This is a genomic window from Limnobacter sp. UBA7229 (assembly GCF_002473065.1).
GTDB classification, from domain to species: Bacteria; Pseudomonadota; Gammaproteobacteria; order Burkholderiales; family Burkholderiaceae_B; genus Limnobacter; species Limnobacter profundi.
In genome coordinates this window covers 57,128-74,264 of record NZ_DKTN01000013.1, presented here as the reverse complement: position 1 = coordinate 74,264, position 17,137 = coordinate 57,128, and the positions used below count along the sequence as shown (strand labels likewise).

The following is a 17,137-nucleotide window of genomic DNA, read 5'->3' as shown; positions in this document are numbered from 1 at the left end:
CAAGCGAACTTATTCTTGTGGGCGGTTGAACCCTTTCTTCCACTGCACATCGCGAACGCCTTTCTTGTGGTGAATCCAGCGGGAAGCCACAAACAGGAAATCCGATAGGCGATTCATGTACAAAAGCAAGTCTTCTGGCAGTTTTTGTTGCTGGTTCAAGTCCACCAGTACCCGCTCCGCCCTGCGGCAAACAGTGCGCGCAATGTGGGTGTAAGCAGAGGCCTTGCTGCCGCCAGGCAAAATAAATTCTTCCAGACGCGGCAGGGGTTCATTGAACTCCTTGATCAAGTCTTCCAGCCGCGCCACTGCTTGGGGTGGAAACACATCGAAACCCGGCATGCACAGGGCTGCGCCCAAATCAAACAGGTCGTGCTGAATGCGGGTGAGTTCGGTGGCCAGGCGCTCAGGCAAGGCTTCAGTCAATATCAGGCCGATGTGGCTGTTCAACTCATCGACATCGCCCATGGCATGAACACGAAGATCGTTTTTCGCCAAACGGCTGCCATCGGCCAAGCCAGTGGTGCCATCGTCGCCAGTGCGGGTGGTGATTGAACTGAGTCTGTTGCCCATTGAATTGCGTGATCCGAGAAAGTTGAACAAAAAGAGCGCCTTGTGCAAACCGCGTATTGAGGTACGACGCAGGCGGGCCTATACTTTGAGCTTATTCAAGTTTAACGCAGGGGTCCTGGCAAATTGTTGCCGGGTGAGAAAAACCCTCACACCTGTGCAGATAATGCTGTTTGCAGGAAGCGTTTCACTGGCTTTGCTCCTTGGGCTTGGCTGGGTGGAATGTTCATGCACCCGGCACAACGATTCACGCCCAACAGGAGTACACATGAGCGCCAATCCCGATTTCCTCGCAGCCACCGCGAAGGTGGATGAAGCTGCGGTCAAGCCGCTTCCCAATTCCCGCAAGGTCTATGTGCAGGGCTCACGGCCCGACATTCAGGTGCCCATGCGTGAAATTTCACAAGACGACACACCCACTTCATTCGGTGGCGAGAAAAATCCGCCGATTTACGTGTACGACTGCTCCGGCATTTACACAGACCCCACTGCAAAAATCGACATTCGTTCAGGCTTGCCTGCCATTCGCAATGCCTGGATTGAAGAACGCAATGACACAGAGTTGCTGAGTGGCCCCAGTTCTGAATACGGCATTGAGCGCCTGAATGACCCCAAGCTGACAGAACTGCGTTTCAACTTGCAGCGCAAACCGCGCAAGGCGAAGGCCGGTAAAAACGTGACGCAAATGCATTACGCTCGCCAGGGTATTGTTACGCCGGAAATGGAGTATGTGGCCATTCGCGAGAACCTGCGCCGCCAGGAATACATTGAAAGCCTGAAGAACGCAGGTGGAAAAATTGGCGCCAAAATGGTTGATTTGCTGACCCGTCAGCACCCAGGCCAGTCTTTTGGGGCGTCCATTCCTGAGCAAATTACACCAGAGTTCGTGCGCGATGAAATTGCCCGTGGTCGGGCCATCATTCCCGCCAACATCAATCACCCTGAAATTGAACCGATGATCATTGGTCGCAATTTTCTGGTGAAAATCAATGCCAACATCGGTAACTCGGCTGTGTCATCTTCAATCGGTGAAGAAGTCGAGAAAATGACCTGGGCCATTCGTTGGGGTGGCGACACGGTAATGGACTTGTCCACTGGCAAGCATATTCATGAAACCCGCGAATGGATTTTGCGCAACAGCCCTGTGCCCATTGGTACAGTGCCTATTTACCAGGCCCTGGAAAAGGTCAATGGCAAGGCTGAAGACCTGACCTGGGAAATTTTCCGCGACACGCTGATTGAGCAAGCTGAGCAGGGTGTGGACTACTTCACCATTCACGCCGGTGTGCGCCTGGCTTATGTGCCGCTTACCGCAAGCCGCATGACAGGTATTGTGTCTCGTGGTGGTTCAATCATGGCGAAGTGGTGCCTGGCCCACCACAAAGAAAGCTTTTTGTATGAGCATTTCGAAGACATTTGCGAAATCATGAAGGCTTACGACGTCAGCTTCTCGCTGGGTGATGGCTTGCGCCCCGGTTCGGTTTGGGATGCCAATGATGAGGCGCAGCTGAGCGAGCTTCGCACCTTGGGCGAATTGACCCAGATTGCCTGGAAGCACGATGTGCAGGTAATGATCGAGGGTCCAGGCCATGTGCCCATGCAATTGATCAAAGAGAACATGGACATTCAGTTGAAGGAATGCCATGAAGCCCCGTTCTACACACTGGGCCCTTTGACCACGGACATCGCCCCGGGTTACGACCACATCACCAGTGGCATTGGTGCCGCACAAATTGGATGGTACGGCTGTGCCATGCTTTGTTATGTGACCCCAAAAGAACACTTGGGCTTACCGAACAAAAAAGACGTGAAAGACGGCATCATCACCTACAAAATTGCAGCCCACGCCGCCGATTTGGCCAAAGGGCACCCTGGCGCTCAAATTCGAGACAATGCCTTATCCAAGGCCCGTTTCGAGTTCCGGTGGGAAGATCAGTTCAATTTGGGGCTTGACCCCGATACGGCCCGTGAATTCCACGACGAAACCCTGCCCAAGCAAAGCATGAAAGTGGCTCACTTCTGCTCAATGTGTGGCCCGCACTTCTGCTCGATGAAAATTACCCAAGATGTGCGTGAATACGCAGAAAAACTGGGTGTTTCTGAAAAAGATGCCTTGAGCAAGGGAATGGAAGAAAAATCGATCGAGTTCATCAAGAAAGGGTCTGAGATTTACCACAAGACCTGATTTTTAAAAGAAAAATTGACACCGCCCCTTCGTCTTTGTACGATTAGGCGGTGTTTTTTTCTGATAGGAGTGCTCGGGCCTTTCCCGACCGTATATGGATAGTTCCAGTTGTCGAAGTTGCTCAAACTTCACCGCGCCGTCATTGGCAACCCCCTTCAAAGCGCTCGTTGCGCGTCGTTTTCCCAAGTTCTTCCTGCTTGACAATGCTCCTTTAAGCCTTGCGCTTGGCACCCTTGTTTTGCCCTTGAAAAGAGGAGAGTTGACGTGGAAGTGCTGATTCTGATTGGTCTTATTGTGACCAATGGCTTGTTTGCCATGTCCGAAATTGCCCTGGTTACCGCCAGAAAGGCGCGTTTGGTGAAGTTGGCTGCAGAAGGTGACAAATCCGCTGCGGTTGCGCTCAAGTTGTCTGAAGATCCCACCAAGTTTTTGTCAACAGTACAAATTGGTATCACATCGATTGGTGTGCTGAGCGGTATTGTGGGTGAGGCGGTATTGGCCAAACCACTGGCGCTTTGGTTGCAAACCTTCGGCCTGGAAGTGGCGATGACAGACATTGTGTCCACAGCCATTGTGGTTGTTGGTGTTACCTATGTGTCAATTGTGGTCGGTGAACTGGTGCCCAAGCGTTTGGGGCAAATCAGCCCGGAGGTCATTGCCCGCTTGGTGGCAAGGCCCATGCAAATTCTAGCAATTGCCACGCGCCCGTTCGTCATGTTTTTGTCTTTTTCGACCCGCGGTTTGTTGCGCATTATGGGTGTGAAAGAAAACACCGACAACGGTGTGACCGAGGAAGAAATTCACGCCATGTTGGACGAGGGTTCGGTATCGGGCGTCATCGAAAGCAGCGAGCACACCATGCTGCGCAATGTGTTCCGCTTGGACGATCGCCAGCTGGGTTCACTCATGATTCCCCGTTCCGATGTGTTGTATCTCGATATTCGACTGCCTCAGGAGGAAAATCTGAAGCGTGTGATTGAATCGCAGTATTCACGCTTCCCGGTGGTCGATGGCAACCTTGACAACTTGATCGGTGTAATTCATGCCAAACAGGCTTTGGCCTACGCCGCACAGGGCAAGATGCCCGACTTTTCAACCAATTTGCAGCAGTGTGTGTTTGTGCCGGAAACCCTGACGGGCATGGAGCTGTTAACCCAGTTCCGCAGCAACAACATGGACATTGCCTTTGTGATCGACGAGTATGGCGAACTTGAAGGCATTGTGACCCTGCACGATTTGATGGAAGCTCTGACTGGTGAGTTTACCCCGCACAACAAGGAAGACTCTTGGGCTGTACAGCGCGAAGACGGCTCGTGGTTGCTGGATGGTGCCATTGCCATTCTGGAACTGAAAGACACCTTGAATATCAAGAGTGTGCCGGAAGAAGAAAAAGGCCGTTACCACACCCTGAGTGGCATGGTGATGTTGTTGACAGGGCGCTTGCCAGCCACCGGAGACACGGTGGATTGGGAAGGTTGGCGATTTGAAGTGGTGGACATGGATCAAAAGCGGATTGACAAAATTTTGGCCTCACCGATCAAGGAAGATGGTGTGCAGTCGGATGAGTCTGCTTAAGACCCTATAAACCGGTAAAAAACCCCATTAAAAAAGCCTCAAGTACTCTTGAGGCTTTTTTGTTGGTGCGCTGCGTATTGCTTACTCCGCAACCGTTGTTACCCAATTGCTTATCGAATCTGTGGTCGACTGCCCCACAGCAGTTTTTCCTGCATTTCACGGGTGGTGTTGCTAGTCGATTCCTGCGGTGCGGTTTGCGCGTTGCTGCCACTGCCAAACAAGCCTTTCAACTCAGTTACCTCGCTTTGTGATGACGCGGTGGCGGCGTTCTCAATGCTTGCTTCGCGAATGATTTCTCCGGTGTAGGGGTCGATCACAATGCTGGGGTCTTGCCCTGCCGAGGTTGAAGCGGGTGGAGGGGTTAGCACGATTGAATTGTTGCTGCGCTGTTTGGCTGGCGTATTCATGGCGGCTTGATTGCTGCGCATTTCGCCGGGTTTGACTGTACTTAATCTTGCACAGCTTTGTGCTGACAAATTGTTCATCTCGGTCAGCATATTGAACACCGCATGTTCAATCACCATTCGAACACCTTTTTGAATTGGCTCTTGCGTTCGTTCAGCGGCATTCACATCGACCAGGCCATCGCTGAACAGGCGGAAGTAACCGCCATTCAATTCAGTACCAATAATCTGTTTTTGAAGGCTTTGTGTGTTTACCACTTCAAGTGTTTTGGTGTTCACTACACGCAGATCAACTGCTACGTTCATGACAAAGTAGCGGGCTGCCGCGCCGATGAAGCGAATGGATGACTCCAGGCTGCCACTGCGAATATTGTAGTTCACCTCGGTGATGCCACCCACGATGTGATAGTCAGAGCCTGGCAGCGAACCTGAAAAAATTTGCCGATGTGCTTTGCTGTCCGGGTTGTCGGTGATCAACTTGTTGTCGGAGTACTTCAATTCCATGTCGGCAATCGAGGTGTCGAACCGCTCAACCATGGGCACCCCGGTTTTTGCCAAAGCAGAAATAACCATTAAGGCTGCACCTTGGGTGATTCGTTTTCCGTTGACCAGGTCTTCTTTTCCCGTGAAATCACTGACCCGCCCGACTGCAAACCGTTTTGCATTGGGACCTCGGCCGCCTACCATGGGTCTCAGGCATTCCAGTGCAGGGCTGTAGCGGGTTGTATTTTCTACCACGCTTGCTCCGTCGAAGGGGCTGACGTACTCCGCTTCACTGAAGGAGGGTAGCGTTGTACATGCACTGGCCGATGCGGCAAGCATCGAGATGAATGCAAATTTTGGAAGCGGATAGCGGGACATAGTGGGCCTTTGTGTATTCAAGAGCAGTAAGTGACTTTGGATCAGAAGCCGCCATCAATCGTGGCGTTCTGAGCGCCATTGTTGATTTGTGTGGCATTAATGACAACGGTGTTGTTGTTGCCGTCGGTTTGTACATTGATCAAGTTGCCGATTGCGGTGGCGGCGAACCCCCAGCCTGGAGAGTCAACTTGGGTGCGGTTGAAATTCGCGTCGCGGCGTGTGCCTGCGGGTGAGTCGATGTCGGTGACGCTGCGCATGCCAAAAGGTGTTTCGAATGAACTGACATTGCCTTCAAAGGTTTGTGCGTGTGCGCTGCCAAGGCCCAGGGCAAGAGTGGCAAAACAAAGTTTGAGTAATTTCATTCGATGGCTTCCTTGGTATTTCCGGATGGGATTTATGGGGGTGGGTTTGCCCCAAGCGACCTTTGGCTGTAGGTTGTCGCTTGGGGCAAAAAAGTTCAATTAAGGACGTGCGCCGCCAATTGAAATGTTGTTGCCAACTGCGGTAGCTGACGCTGTGAGGCGGGTTGGATCCCAACGGTATTCAGCCACAGCCACGTTGTCGCTGACGTTGCACTGAGCCACTGACAATTCGGCCAGGCTTGTGTTGTCAAGATTCAGGCTGAAGTTGTTGCCAATTGAAACGGCTTCAATGAGAACTTCGCCAGTTTTTGATGTGCTCCGCTGGGACAGGTTGACTGACGCCAGTTGATCGCCATAGTTGCTTTGGGACACATGGCGAACAGGAACTTTGGATGATGAACTGAGAGAAATGGCAATGTTGTTGCCCACGGCCTGGGCTGAACCAGTGATATCGCCGTTGTCGCGCATGACCACGTTTTGCAGATCAACGATTGCAGCATTGGTGCCAGTGTTGCTTTGAATGAAAATGCCGTTGTGGTTTGGGCTGAGGTAATAACTGCTGTCAAATTCAACATTGGCATCGATTTCAACTTGACAGTCATTGCCTTGACAGGTGGCCTGTGCAACTGAGTGCATGGACAACAATGCAGCCAGAATGGACAAGGATTTAAGGGATTGCTTCAACATGTGGAGTGCTCCAAGAGTATTGATGAGGGCTAAAAAGACAAGTGCTTCGGGCATTTGGGCAACGAGCGCTGTCGCATTAATGAAAATGCTCCCTTTGAGTGACGGGGAGCACTCAAAAGTTCAGATCGTTCTTCGTTCTGGATTCCCGGGATTTTCTGGGGCCAAGGGAGTAAAATGCGTGTTTTCCTTGTCACCAACCGAGCGTTCCGTGAATCAAGTAGACATCAAGCCTGTTGAGTTCGATTTGCCCTCACAGGCCAGTCCCTCCACCAGTTGTAAACCCTCCCAGGCGTGGGCCCGTGTGCCCCAGCAACCGGGGCCCGACGAAAGGGCTGCCTTGAAGGCGGAGATCAAGGCTTTGCTGAAAGCCCGTGATGCCGTGTTGGTGGCGCATTATTACGTGGACTCTGAATTGCAAGACCTGGCTGAGGAAACTGGCGGTTGTGTTTCAGATTCCCTTGAAATGGCGCGTTTTGGGCGCGAGAGCAAGCAGCAGAACCTGGTGGTGGCGGGCGTGCGATTCATGGGTGAAACAAGCAAGATTTTGAATCCCGAGAAACGCGTATTCATGCCAGACCTGGATGCCACATGTTCACTGGACCTGGGGTGCCCCTCGGAAGAGTTCAACGCGTTTTGTGATAAACACCCCGATCGCACAGTGGTGGTGTATGCCAACACAAGTGCTGCCGTGAAGGCGCGCGCAGACTGGATGGTGACCTCAAGCATTGCCTTGGACATTGTGGGCCATTTGCATGCACAGGGGCAAAAGCTGATTTGGGCACCCGATCGGCATTTGGGGCAGTACATCCAAAAACAGACTGGTGCCGATATGTTGCTGTGGCAGGGCTCGTGCCTGGTACACGACGAGTTCAAGGCTGAAGAACTCAAAATGCTGAAAGCCCAGCACCCGCAGGCCATGGTGTTGGTGCACCCGGAATCGCCAGCCGATGTGGTGGCACTGGCCGATGTGGTGGGTTCGACCACTCAGCTGATCAAGGCCACGCAAACCCCAGGTGTTGACACCTACATTGTGGCCACTGACAACGGAATTTTGCACAAAATGCGTCAGTTTGCACCGGGTAAAACCTTGATTGAGGCGCCTACCGCGGGCAATTCAGCCACTTGCAAAAGCTGCGCCCATTGCCCCTGGATGGCCATGAATGGTTTGAAAAACCTGCGCGATGTGTTGAAGACCGGGTTTGATACCGGCTTGGGCGAGGTGCATGTGGACTCCGCGCTGGGCAAACAGGCTTACCGTTGCATCGACCGAATGCTGGATTTCGCGAAAACACATGGTATTTCCGGGCCGCGTGGCCAGGGTCGCCTGGAACAGGCACACAAGGGAGTGGGGCCAGCATGAGCCGTTCAGAACTCTTTCAATCGTTTGGGCCGGCGCTTGAGCTGGCCTTGCTGAAAAATGTGCATGATGCGATTGCCGAAGACATGGGCAATACAGACTGGACCGGTCTGTTAGTGCCCGAGGGCAAGCGCTGCAAGGCGCAGCTGCTGTGCCGCGACAAGGCGGTGGTGTGTGGGCAGGACTGGTTCAACGGGGTGTTCAATGCACTGTGCCCGGATGCTTTGGTGCGTTGGCAAGTGCCTGAGGGGTACGAGGTTCAGCCTGGCACAGTGGTGTGTGAGATTGATGCCCATGCCCGGCCTTTGCTGACGGCCGAGCGTTCAGCGATGAATTATTTGCAGTTGCTTTCTGCAGTGGCTACCCGAACACGCCATTTTGTGCGCCTGATTGAAGGCACAAAAGCATCCATTCTGGATACCCGAAAAACCTTGCCCGGCATGCGTTTGGCTCAAAAGTACGCTGTGCGGGTTGGGGGCGGTTTGAATCAGCGCTTGGCGTTGTACGACGGTATTTTGATCAAGGAAAACCACATTGCGGCTGCGGGAGGAATTGCCCCGGTGCTGGCCAATGCCGATGCCTTGGGTGCGCCGCATGTGAGTGTGCAAATTGAGGTTGAAAGTTTGGTTCAGCTTGAGGAGGCGCTGCAAGCTGGTGCCAAGTCGGTGCTACTGGACAACTTTGGGCTGGAGGCCATGCGTGTGGCCGTTGAGGTGAACAAAGGCAGGGCTATTCTGGAAGCATCAGGCGGGGTAAACGAGCACACGGTGCGAGCCATTGCCGAGACTGGTGTGGACCGCATTTCGATCGGGGCGCTCACGAAAGACGTTACGGCGGTGGATTATTCGCTTCGAGTAATGGAGTGAGCGCGAATTGTTGGTTTGGTGCGTCAACCCGACGGGGTTGTCCGATTCCCTTGAAATCACGCATATTCATTTTTTCTTGGGTCGTTGCAACACCGTGGGGAATGCTTTGGGCAGGGTGCCCGGGTAGTCGGCACTGAAATGCAAACCACGGCTTTCCTTGCGGCTTAGTGCGCTGGTCACGATCAAATCGGCCACGTCCACCAGGTTGCGCAATTCCAGCAAATCCCGGCTTACGCGGAAGTTGCTGTAGAACTCCAGAATTTCGGCACGAAGCAATTGGATGCGGTGCTGCGCCCGTTCCAGGCGTTTGTCGGTTCGTACAATGCCCACGTAGTTCCACATGGTCTGGCGAAGTTCTGCCCAGTTGTGGGAAATCACCACCTCTTCATCTGGGTCGGTAACCCGGCTTTCGTCCCAATCCGGCAGTCCCATGGTTTCGCGGTTGGGTTTGGTCAAAATGTGGTTGGCGGCAGCTTGCCCCAATACCACGCATTCCAGCAGGCTGTTGCTGGCCAGCCGGTTGGCACCGTGAAGGCCTGTGTAGGCTGTTTCGCCCACGGCATACAGGCCGGGAATGTCGGTGCGGGCATTGTGGTCGGTGACCACGCCACCGCAGGTGTAATGCGCAGCAGGCACAACAGGAATGCCTTGCTTGGTGATGTCGATGCCCAGTTCAAGGCAACGTTTGTAAATGGTAGGGAAATGTTTTTTCAGTTTCTCAGCCGGTTCATGGCTGATGTCCAGGTACACGCAATCCAGGCCGCGTTTTTTCATTTCAAAGTCGATGGCGCGCGCCACCACATCACGCGGTGCCAGTTCTGCCCGTTCGTCGTGCTCGGGCATGAAGCGTGTGCCATCGGGCAGTTTCAGCAAACCACCTTCGCCGCGCACCGCTTCGGTAATCAAAAAGCTTTTGGCATAGGGGTGGTACAGGCAGGTGGGGTGGAACTGGATGAATTCCATATTGGAAATTCGGCATCCTGCACGCCAGGCCATGGCAATCCCGTCACCCGTGGCTGTGTCGGGGTTGGTGGTGTAGTTGTACACTTTGCCCGCGCCGCCGCAAGCCAGCACAATGTAAGGGCAGGTCAGGGTGAGTACGCGTTGCGATTGTTCGTCCAGAACGTAAGCACCCAAAATGCCGGCCTTTTTCTCGCTTAGCCGGTCGCCGGTGATCAGGTCGATCACCATGTGGTGTTCAAACAATTGAATGTTGGGGTGGTTGCGCGCTTTGGCTTCCAGCGTGGTTTGTACTGCATCGCCTGTGGCATCGGCCACGTGCAGGATTCGCCTGCGGCTGTGCCCGCCTTCTCGGGTCAGGTGGAACCCGTTGGGTTCGGTATTGCTGGGGCCTTCTTCGTCTTCGCGAGAAAACGGCACACCTTGTTCCACCAACCAGTCGATGGATTTGGATGCGTTTTCCAGAATGAATTGCACGGCATCACGTTCGCACAGGCCGCCACCCGCTACCAGGGTGTCTTGCACATGTTCGGCCACGCTGTCGGCAGGGTCGCGCACAGCGGCAATGCCACCTTGGGCCCAACGGCTTGCCGAGTCGGAAACCGAGCGTTTGCAAATAATGGCCACTTTGAGCTTGTCGGCCAATTGTAGGGCGGTGGTTAATCCTGCCAAACCACTGCCAATGATGGCGACATCGAACTGTTTCATTTTCACGGTGATGCTTTGAATGTGTGAATTGTCATGCTCACATCATATCGAAGCCGAGGGTGCCCGGGTCAAATACGACCAATTTTGATGTGCTATTTGAGCCGTTTAGAGGTGTTGGACCAGCTGGTCGTGGTTGCCAACCAGGTGTTTCAGTTTGAATTCGTCAAACGGCATGGGTTTGGACAGCCAGAAGCCTTGAACATAGTCGGCCCCCAGCTTTTTAACCAGTTCGTATTCGGACTGGGTTTCTACACCTTCGGTGGTGACCAGCAAGCCCATGATGTGGCCCATTTCGATGGTTGATTCAAGAATGATCTGACCATCCGTGTCCAGGTCTGCGCCCTGCACTAGTGAGCGGTCAATTTTCAATTCGGTGACCGGGAAGCGCTTCAAATAGGCCAGTGAGGAGTAGCCCGTGCCAAAGTCATCCACCGCGATTTGAAAATGCATGGCAGCCAACTGATTGAGTATGTCCAACGCTTGCTCTGGGTCTCGCATGGCTGCACTTTCAGTGATTTCCAACACAATATGGCGCGAGGCATCGGGTTGCTGCTTGTGCAAAGTTTGCATGAAATCAATCAGGCTGAAATCTTCCAGATCCATCGCGGAAAGATTGACTGACAACCTGATGTTTTGATTGGCACACAGCGTAATGATGGCGTAGGTTTGTTTGAGAACCAGGCGCGTAATGTCGCGGATCATGCCGGTTTGCTCGGCAAGTTCAATAAAGGCCCCAGGCGCAATCAAACCGTGAACAGGGTGGTTCCAGCGCAAGAGCACTTCCGCCTGGTTAATGCTGTTGGTGCGCAGGTTCAATTTGGGTTGAAAAAACAGGCAGAATTCGTTGTCTGTAATGGCTTTGCGCAGTTGGGCAATCAGTTCAAGCCGATTGGCCGAACGCTGTTCAAGCCGCGCCTCGAAAACAATGCTGGTTTGGCGTGTTTTTTTGGCCAGTTGGCGAGCAATTTCAGCCCGGCGCATTAGCGTTTCGGGGCATTGACCGTGCTCGGGATAGTGCGCAAGGCCCGCATGGCTTTGAATGTCCAGTTGATAGTTCTGTACCCGCAGTGAACCATGCAACATGCGTTTCAGGGTGTGTTTTTTCAGCATGCTTTCCAGCAATTCTCGTGGCAAAAGCATGCAGAAAATATTGCCTTCAAGACGCGCAATCACCAGGTTTTCCTGGCAAATGCGACTGGCTTTGCGTGCCACTTTAACCAACACTTTGTCCGCAACATCATGCCCCAGCACTTCATTGATATTGTCCAGGTTGTCGATTCCCCAAATCACAATGCTCAACGGTTCGCGGGCGCTTTGCGTACGTTCTCGCAGGGCAAGGGTTAAATACGCGCGGTTGTCCAGCCCCGTCAATTGATCTTTGTAGGCGGTGCGCCGAATCACCTTGTCGCGTTCTTGCAGGCTCTTCGCCATGTGGTTGAAGGTGAACGCCAGCTGGTTGATTTCGCCAATGGAGCTTTCAGGAAGTCGCCAATCGTAATTTCCCTCGGCCATGAGTTGCGCGCTGGTGGTAATTTCTCCCAGGGGTTGGGTGATGGACTGACTGATCCAGCGACTGCACAAGGTGCTGATGACCAGCACCAGGGCGGTAAGTCCAAGAATGTCTTCAACTTGCATGTTGAGCAGTGAGGCATTTGGAATGTGCGTGGCCCACAGGGTGATTGTTTGATTCGCCGAGTCTTCCAGGGGCAGCATGGCCTGAAGTGCGTGCAGGCGAACGCCGTTTTCGCACTTGAATCGCTGAATTTTTGATCCCGATGGGGCTTGGGAAAGTTCACAATCTTTGGGCCAGTGCAGTGTGCCTTGTGCACCCTCAATATTGCCGGAGTGGTAATACACCGGCGTCATGGCCATTGCGTGGTTGTGCCCGGAGTGGTCCTTGTGGTCAATGGCTTGGGCTTTGGCAATGAGCAGTTGATCTATGCGTTCGGCATGTTGTGCACTGAACTGATTATTCAAAATGGCGTAAATGCTAAGTGACAGGGCCAACAGCGCTGTAACGCAAACCAGTAACGTGCGTGAGTTAAGCGAGATGACGGTGCTGTTGGCGATCAGCGCGCGCAACAGCCCGTTTTTTTGCGATGAAAGCATGCCGTATCGAATTTGCGAGGTTGAGCCTGATTAAAGCAAATTCAGGCGCAGCAAGGCATACCGCAAGAGGGGAGGTCTGTTTGAACCGTGTCAGCGAACACGGTAGAGAAGGTCCCAGACACCGTGGCCAAGTTTCAATCCGCGATTCTCGAACTTGGTCAGAGGCCTGTCATCGGGCCGTGGCGCAAAGGGTGTTGGCGCCACATTCTGCCAATCGGGCGCCACGCTGAGTACATCGTGCATGTGGTGGGCGTAATTTTCCCAGTCGGTGGCACAGTGCAGCACCCCGCCAGGTTTCATCTTTTTCGCCAGCTTTGCCACAAATTCAGCTTGGATGAGTCGCCGTTTGTGGTGGCGGGCCTTGCGCCAGGGGTCGGGAAAATACAGCAACACTTTGTCAAGGCTGGCATCGGGAATCATGTCGCGAAGTACATCGACCACATCATGGGAAATGATCCGAATGTTTTCTATGCCCTCTTCTTCAATCTTCTTGATCAGCGACCCCACACCGGCGGTATAAATTTCAACACCCAAGTAGTTTACATGGGGGTGTGCCTTGGCAATCTTTGCGGTGGTTTCGCCCATGCCAAAGCCGATTTCAAGCCAATTGGCTTGGCCTTGTGTGCCCCATTGCTTGTCGAAATCAATGTGGGTTTGTGGGCTGTAGGCGATGCCCCATTTGGGCATGCCTTCTTCTACGGCACGTTCTTGGGCGCGTGAAATATGCCCCCGACGTTTCACAAAACTTTTGATGTGCTGGTCGCGAAACGGATTGTCGGGGGTTTGGTCTGTCATTTTGAACTGGAGGAAATAACGCCTTCCACAGGGGAAGAGGGGCTGGCCGTGTAAAACTTTTTCGGCATTCTACCCGCAAGAAAGGCATCGCGACCGGCCTGTGTGGCCAAACGCATGGCACGGGCCATTTGCACCGGGTTTTGTGCCTTGGCGATTGCGGTGTTCATCAATACGCCAGCACAACCCAGTTCCATGGCGATGGCGGCATCGGACGCCGTGCCCACACCGGCATCCACAATCACGGGCACCTGTGCTTTTTCCAGAATCAGGTTGATGTTCCAGGGGTTCAAAATACCCATGCCAGAACCAATGAGCGAGGCCAAGGGCATGATGGCCAAACAGCCAGCATCTTCCAGTTTGCGGGCATAAATGGGATCGTCAGAGCAATACACCATCACGTCGAACCCATCAGCCACCAGTTCTTTGGCGGCAATCAGTGTTTCTTCCATGTCAGGGTACAGGTTGGTGGGGTCGCCCAGCACCTCGAGTTTGCACAGATTATGGCCATCCAGCAGTTCACGACCCAGGCGCAAGGTGCGCACCGCATCTTTGGCGGTATAGCAACCAGCCGAGTTGGGCAGGTAGGTGAATTTGCTGGGCGGAATGTAATCGAGCAAGCTGGCTTCACCTGCGTTTTGGCCGATGTTGGTGCGGCGGATGGCCACTGTCACAATTTCAGCACCACTTTCAGTGATGGCCTCGCGGGTTTCATCGAGGCTGGCGTATTTGCCAGTGCCCACCAGCAAGCGGCTGGTGAATTCACGGCCACCTACTTTCCAGGTGTCGTTGTGCTTTTCAGTTGAGGTGTTCATGCGGGTACTGCTCCTGATTGGTACTGATTATTTAGCCACCACCCACGGCAACCACAATTTCAAGGCTGACCCCGGCGTTCAATGGCGTGGTGGCGTGCTGGCTTTTGGGCACAATTTCACCGTTCAGTTCGACAGCGATGCGCTTGCCGGTGAGTTTGAGGCTTTCCACAAGGTGCGCCACAGTGCTGTTCTCGGGCATTTCACGATTTTCACCGTTGACTGTAACTTGAATCATGGCTTGAGCGAATGAGCTTGTGTAAGTTTGTTACTATCGATTAACGCGATAATCAAACCGGATCAATCTTGCTTGCAAGCCTTGATTCTCTCATTATCTGAAAACGAAATAACCGCGCGGCGCACAGAAACCGGAGCCTACATGCACTCAGTAGTTCATTTGTTGAAAAGTACCACCTTCCCCAGCGTGAAGCGCTTGAACCTGGAAACCATTCAGGTGAATCTGGGTTACCTGTGTAATCAAAGCTGTACCCACTGCCATGTGAATGCAGGCCCCAATCGCACCGAGCTGATGCAAGACGAGCAAATTGACCAGTTGATTGCGCTGATGAATCAGGGTTGGGTGAAAAAACTTGATTTGACCGGTGGTGCTCCGGAGATGAACCCGCGCTTCAAGCGCCTGGTGGTGGCTGCGCGCAAAGCAGGTGTGCATGTGATTGACCGGTGCAACCTGACCATTTTGAGTGAGCCAGGCTATGAGGATTTGGCTGAATTTCTCGCTGAAAATGAAGTTGAAATTTTTGCATCCTTGCCTTGCTACCTTGAAGACAATGTGGACAAGCAACGCGGCAAGGGTGTGTTCGATGCCAGCATTGCAGGCCTGCAAAAACTGAATGCACTGGGTTATGGTGACAAGCTGCGTTTGACCTTGGTGTTCAACCCACAAGGTCCTTCATTGCCACCCCCGCAAGAAGCACTGGAAGCCGATTACAAGGCTGTGTTGTTCGAGAAGTTTGGCATTCGCTTCACCGGCCTGGTGACAATCACCAACATGCCGATTGCCCGTTTTGGCAGCACCTTGATCAGCAAGGGCACGTTCGAGACCTATATGAACACGCTGAAAGGTGCTTACCGGGAAAGTAACCTGGCGGCGGTGATGTGCCGCAGCCTGGTGTCGATTGACTACGAAGGCACGCTGTACGATTGCGACTTCAACCAGCAACTGGGTTGGCCTGTGCGCGATTCACAGGGCAGGGCGCTGACGTTGGCTGATTTGACGCAGACCGCGCTTGATTCCATCGAAGTGGTGGTGGGTGACCATTGCTATGGCTGTACCGCGGGTCAGGGCAGCAGCTGCGGTGGTGCCTTGGCTGCTTGATTGTTTGGCGAGGCCAGTGCTGTGTGCTGGCTTTGTTCCATCAGGCGTTTGGCAAGGCGAAGGGCGCTTTCTGATTCTTGCGATGCAGATTCGGCCACCTGTTCAACCTGGCTCAGCAGGTTAGACCACGCGGTTTGATTCACAGCCATGTACTCGGCCAGCTTGTTTGATTCATGCTGCCCTGCATTTATTTTTTGGCTGGCCAATACCAAACCCTCAATCGATTCTTTCAAGGCCTGTTGGCTTTGCTCGACCAGTTGCTGCAATTGCCGGCTGTTTTCGGGTTCGGTCAGGGTCAATTCCATTTGTGAGGAATCCAGCCGGCCCAGCAGCTGGCGGCTGACCTCGCCGGCTTTCCGCAAGCCCTGCGCAGCGCTTCGAATGTCGGCGCGCAAACCTTCAAGTTGGGTTTGCATGATTTCCATGTGGTTTTCGGCTTTGGCGTTGCGTTGCTCGCTGTTCAAGGTTGATTTCACCACTTGGGTGCCTTGGGTAGACAGCTGGTGAAATGATTTTGCAAACTGCAACACCGCCCGCCCGCTCTGGTTCAGTTCTTCAAGTTGTTGGCCAATTTGCATCAGCGTGCCGCGATGCTCCAGTTGCTGATTGCTGTTCAACGCTTTCAGCACACCTTCAAGGGCCGCGTGGGCTCCCTCCCGTTTCTGGTCGTTTTCTTGTTGGCTATGCAATGCGCGGCTCAACATTTGTACGCGACGACCCAGGGCAAGTGTTTTTCGATGGGTGTTCCATTGAACGCCCAGGGCAAAGCCAATCGAAGCCAGCAAGGTCGCAAGGCCGAATACCAAGACAAGGAAACCGTTGGTGGCTTGGGCAATGTGTGCTTTGAGTTGGGCCAGTTTCGGCAGTGTGTCCAGCCTAAGCTGTGTCTCCAGCTGGCGCTGGGTTTCCAGATCTGAATTGATGCCGGCCACGGGGCGCGACAGTGCTTCAATGCTTTGAGTCAGCAACACTTGCAGGGTTTGGCTGTGCAGGGCACCGAACCACTGAATTCCTTTGTTTTGCTGGCTGACCTCTTGGCCCAAACCCAGCAGGGCCTTCAGGCCCTGAGGTTGAACGGTTTCACTGCCTGGGCCATTGAGGGCCAGCAATTCTTGTTGAATGCGACCTTCAACCAAATTGATTTGGGCCAGCTGTGTATTGCGAATGTTGTCCGATTGGCTTTTGGCGAACAGGCCTACCGTCAACAAAACCAGGGCTGCGATCAGCAAACCTGCTGAAAACTGCCCTAGCTGCCGAACAAACTTGGGCCTGACCGGCGTTGGGGCGTGGTCTTCAAACGCTTTGGCGGGGTCGGCTTGTGGTTCGGTCATTGATCCATTGGTTTTCGGAGTTTAGATTTGAGTCATCTCGAAATCTTCTTTGCGGGCGCCACATTCCGGGCAAACCCAGTTTGGTGGAACATCTTCCCATTTGGTGCCAGGGGCAATGCCTTCGTCGGGCACGCCAGCCGCTTCATCGTATACCCAACCGCAAATCAAACAAATCCAAGTATTCATTCTGAGCTACTTCCAGAAAAAAAATTGCAACGGGTGGAT

At 53.4% G+C, this 17,137-nt stretch carries 16 protein-coding genes; 5 read left to right on the top strand and 11 right to left on the bottom strand.

All coding sequences use genetic code 11. The features are described from left to right. Positions 1–9: 9 nt before the first annotated feature. Positions 10–570 carry a cob(I)yrinic acid a,c-diamide adenosyltransferase gene (locus tag B4C79_RS07145; RefSeq protein ID WP_105028216.1) on the bottom strand — a complete coding sequence of 187 codons (561 nt, stop codon included), beginning with the start codon at positions 568–570 and terminating at the stop codon, positions 10–12. A gap of 265 nt (positions 571–835) precedes the next feature. Here B4C79_RS07145 and thiC point away from each other — a divergent pair, with 265 nt between their 5' ends. Together thiC and B4C79_RS07135 are read left to right on the top strand one after the other, a co-directional pair. After that, the gene (thiC, locus tag B4C79_RS07140) at positions 836–2,752 is read left to right on the top strand and encodes a phosphomethylpyrimidine synthase ThiC (protein WP_105028217.1); all 1,917 of its coding nucleotides are present in this window, start codon (positions 836–838) and stop codon (positions 2,750–2,752) included. A gap of 264 nt (positions 2,753–3,016) precedes the next feature. Then, a complete protein-coding gene (locus B4C79_RS07135) occupies positions 3,017–4,327 on the top strand; it encodes a hemolysin family protein (protein WP_105028218.1) in 1,311 nt (436 codons plus the stop codon). 110 nt (positions 4,328–4,437) lie between these two features. Here B4C79_RS07135 and B4C79_RS07130 read toward each other — a convergent pair whose 3' ends face one another. The 3 genes from B4C79_RS07130 to B4C79_RS07120 all read right to left on the bottom strand — a co-directional run bounded on the left by B4C79_RS07130 (position 4,438) and on the right by B4C79_RS07120 (position 6,641). Next, positions 4,438–5,553 carry a CsgG/HfaB family protein gene (locus tag B4C79_RS07130; RefSeq protein WP_291739945.1) on the bottom strand — a complete coding sequence of 372 codons (1,116 nt, stop codon included), beginning with the start codon at positions 5,551–5,553 and terminating at the stop codon, positions 4,438–4,440. Between the two features lie 80 nt (positions 5,554–5,633). Further along, entirely contained in the window at positions 5,634–5,954 is a 321-nt protein-coding gene (locus B4C79_RS07125) for a hypothetical protein (protein WP_146106631.1), read from the bottom strand. 99 nt (positions 5,955–6,053) lie between these two features. After that, complete coding sequence (locus B4C79_RS07120) at positions 6,054–6,641, bottom strand: hypothetical protein (protein WP_171097649.1); 588 nt, start codon at positions 6,639–6,641, stop codon at positions 6,054–6,056. Between the two features lie 178 nt (positions 6,642–6,819). Between B4C79_RS07120 and nadA the strand changes: the two genes are divergently transcribed. After that, the gene (nadA, locus tag B4C79_RS07115; RefSeq protein WP_414673964.1) at positions 6,820–8,001 is read left to right on the top strand and encodes a quinolinate synthase NadA; all 1,182 of its coding nucleotides are present in this window, start codon (positions 6,820–6,822) and stop codon (positions 7,999–8,001) included. After that, entirely contained in the window at positions 7,998–8,864 is an 867-nt protein-coding gene (gene nadC / locus B4C79_RS07110; protein ID WP_105028222.1) for a carboxylating nicotinate-nucleotide diphosphorylase, read from the top strand. The genes nadA and nadC overlap by 4 nt, the downstream gene beginning before the upstream one ends. A 66-nt stretch (positions 8,865–8,930) precedes the next feature. Here nadC and nadB read toward each other — a convergent pair whose 3' ends face one another. The 5 genes from nadB to thiS all read right to left on the bottom strand — a co-directional run bounded on the left by nadB (position 8,931) and on the right by thiS (position 14,480). After that, positions 8,931–10,532: an L-aspartate oxidase gene (nadB, locus tag B4C79_RS07105; RefSeq protein ID WP_171097651.1), complete on the bottom strand. Its 1,602-nt coding sequence runs from the start codon at positions 10,530–10,532 to the stop codon at positions 8,931–8,933. A gap of 105 nt (positions 10,533–10,637) precedes the next feature. Continuing rightward, entirely contained in the window at positions 10,638–12,641 is a 2,004-nt protein-coding gene (locus B4C79_RS07100; RefSeq protein WP_291740012.1) for a putative bifunctional diguanylate cyclase/phosphodiesterase, read from the bottom strand. Between the two features lie 90 nt (positions 12,642–12,731). After that, positions 12,732–13,436 (bottom strand): tRNA (guanosine(46)-N7)-methyltransferase TrmB, encoded by a 705-nt coding sequence (gene trmB / locus B4C79_RS07095; RefSeq protein WP_291740014.1) that lies wholly within the window; start codon positions 13,434–13,436, stop codon positions 12,732–12,734. Further along, positions 13,433–14,248 carry a thiazole synthase gene (locus tag B4C79_RS07090; RefSeq protein WP_291740016.1) on the bottom strand — a complete coding sequence of 272 codons (816 nt, stop codon included), beginning with the start codon at positions 14,246–14,248 and terminating at the stop codon, positions 13,433–13,435. Before B4C79_RS07090 ends, trmB begins: the two co-directional genes overlap by 4 nt. Positions 14,249–14,279: 31 nt before the next feature. Further along, positions 14,280–14,480, bottom strand: coding sequence for a sulfur carrier protein ThiS (gene thiS / locus B4C79_RS07085; protein WP_291740032.1), 201 nt, complete (start codon positions 14,478–14,480; stop codon positions 14,280–14,282). A gap of 144 nt (positions 14,481–14,624) precedes the next feature. On the opposite strand from thiS, the gene arsS reads away from it, so the two are divergent. Then, on the top strand, positions 14,625–15,581 hold the full coding sequence (gene arsS, locus B4C79_RS07080; RefSeq protein WP_291740017.1) for an arsenosugar biosynthesis radical SAM (seleno)protein ArsS: 957 nt from the start codon (positions 14,625–14,627) through the stop codon (positions 15,579–15,581). Here arsS and B4C79_RS07075 read toward each other — a convergent pair. Both B4C79_RS07075 and B4C79_RS07070 read right to left on the bottom strand, forming a co-directional pair. After that, on the bottom strand, positions 15,545–16,912 hold the full coding sequence (locus B4C79_RS07075; protein ID WP_291740018.1) for a hypothetical protein: 1,368 nt from the start codon (positions 16,910–16,912) through the stop codon (positions 15,545–15,547). The genes arsS and B4C79_RS07075 overlap by 37 nt on opposite strands. A gap of 21 nt (positions 16,913–16,933) precedes the next feature. Beyond that, positions 16,934–17,098, bottom strand: coding sequence for a rubredoxin (locus B4C79_RS07070; protein ID WP_008249735.1), 165 nt, complete (start codon positions 17,096–17,098; stop codon positions 16,934–16,936). Positions 17,099–17,137 lie beyond the last annotated feature (39 nt).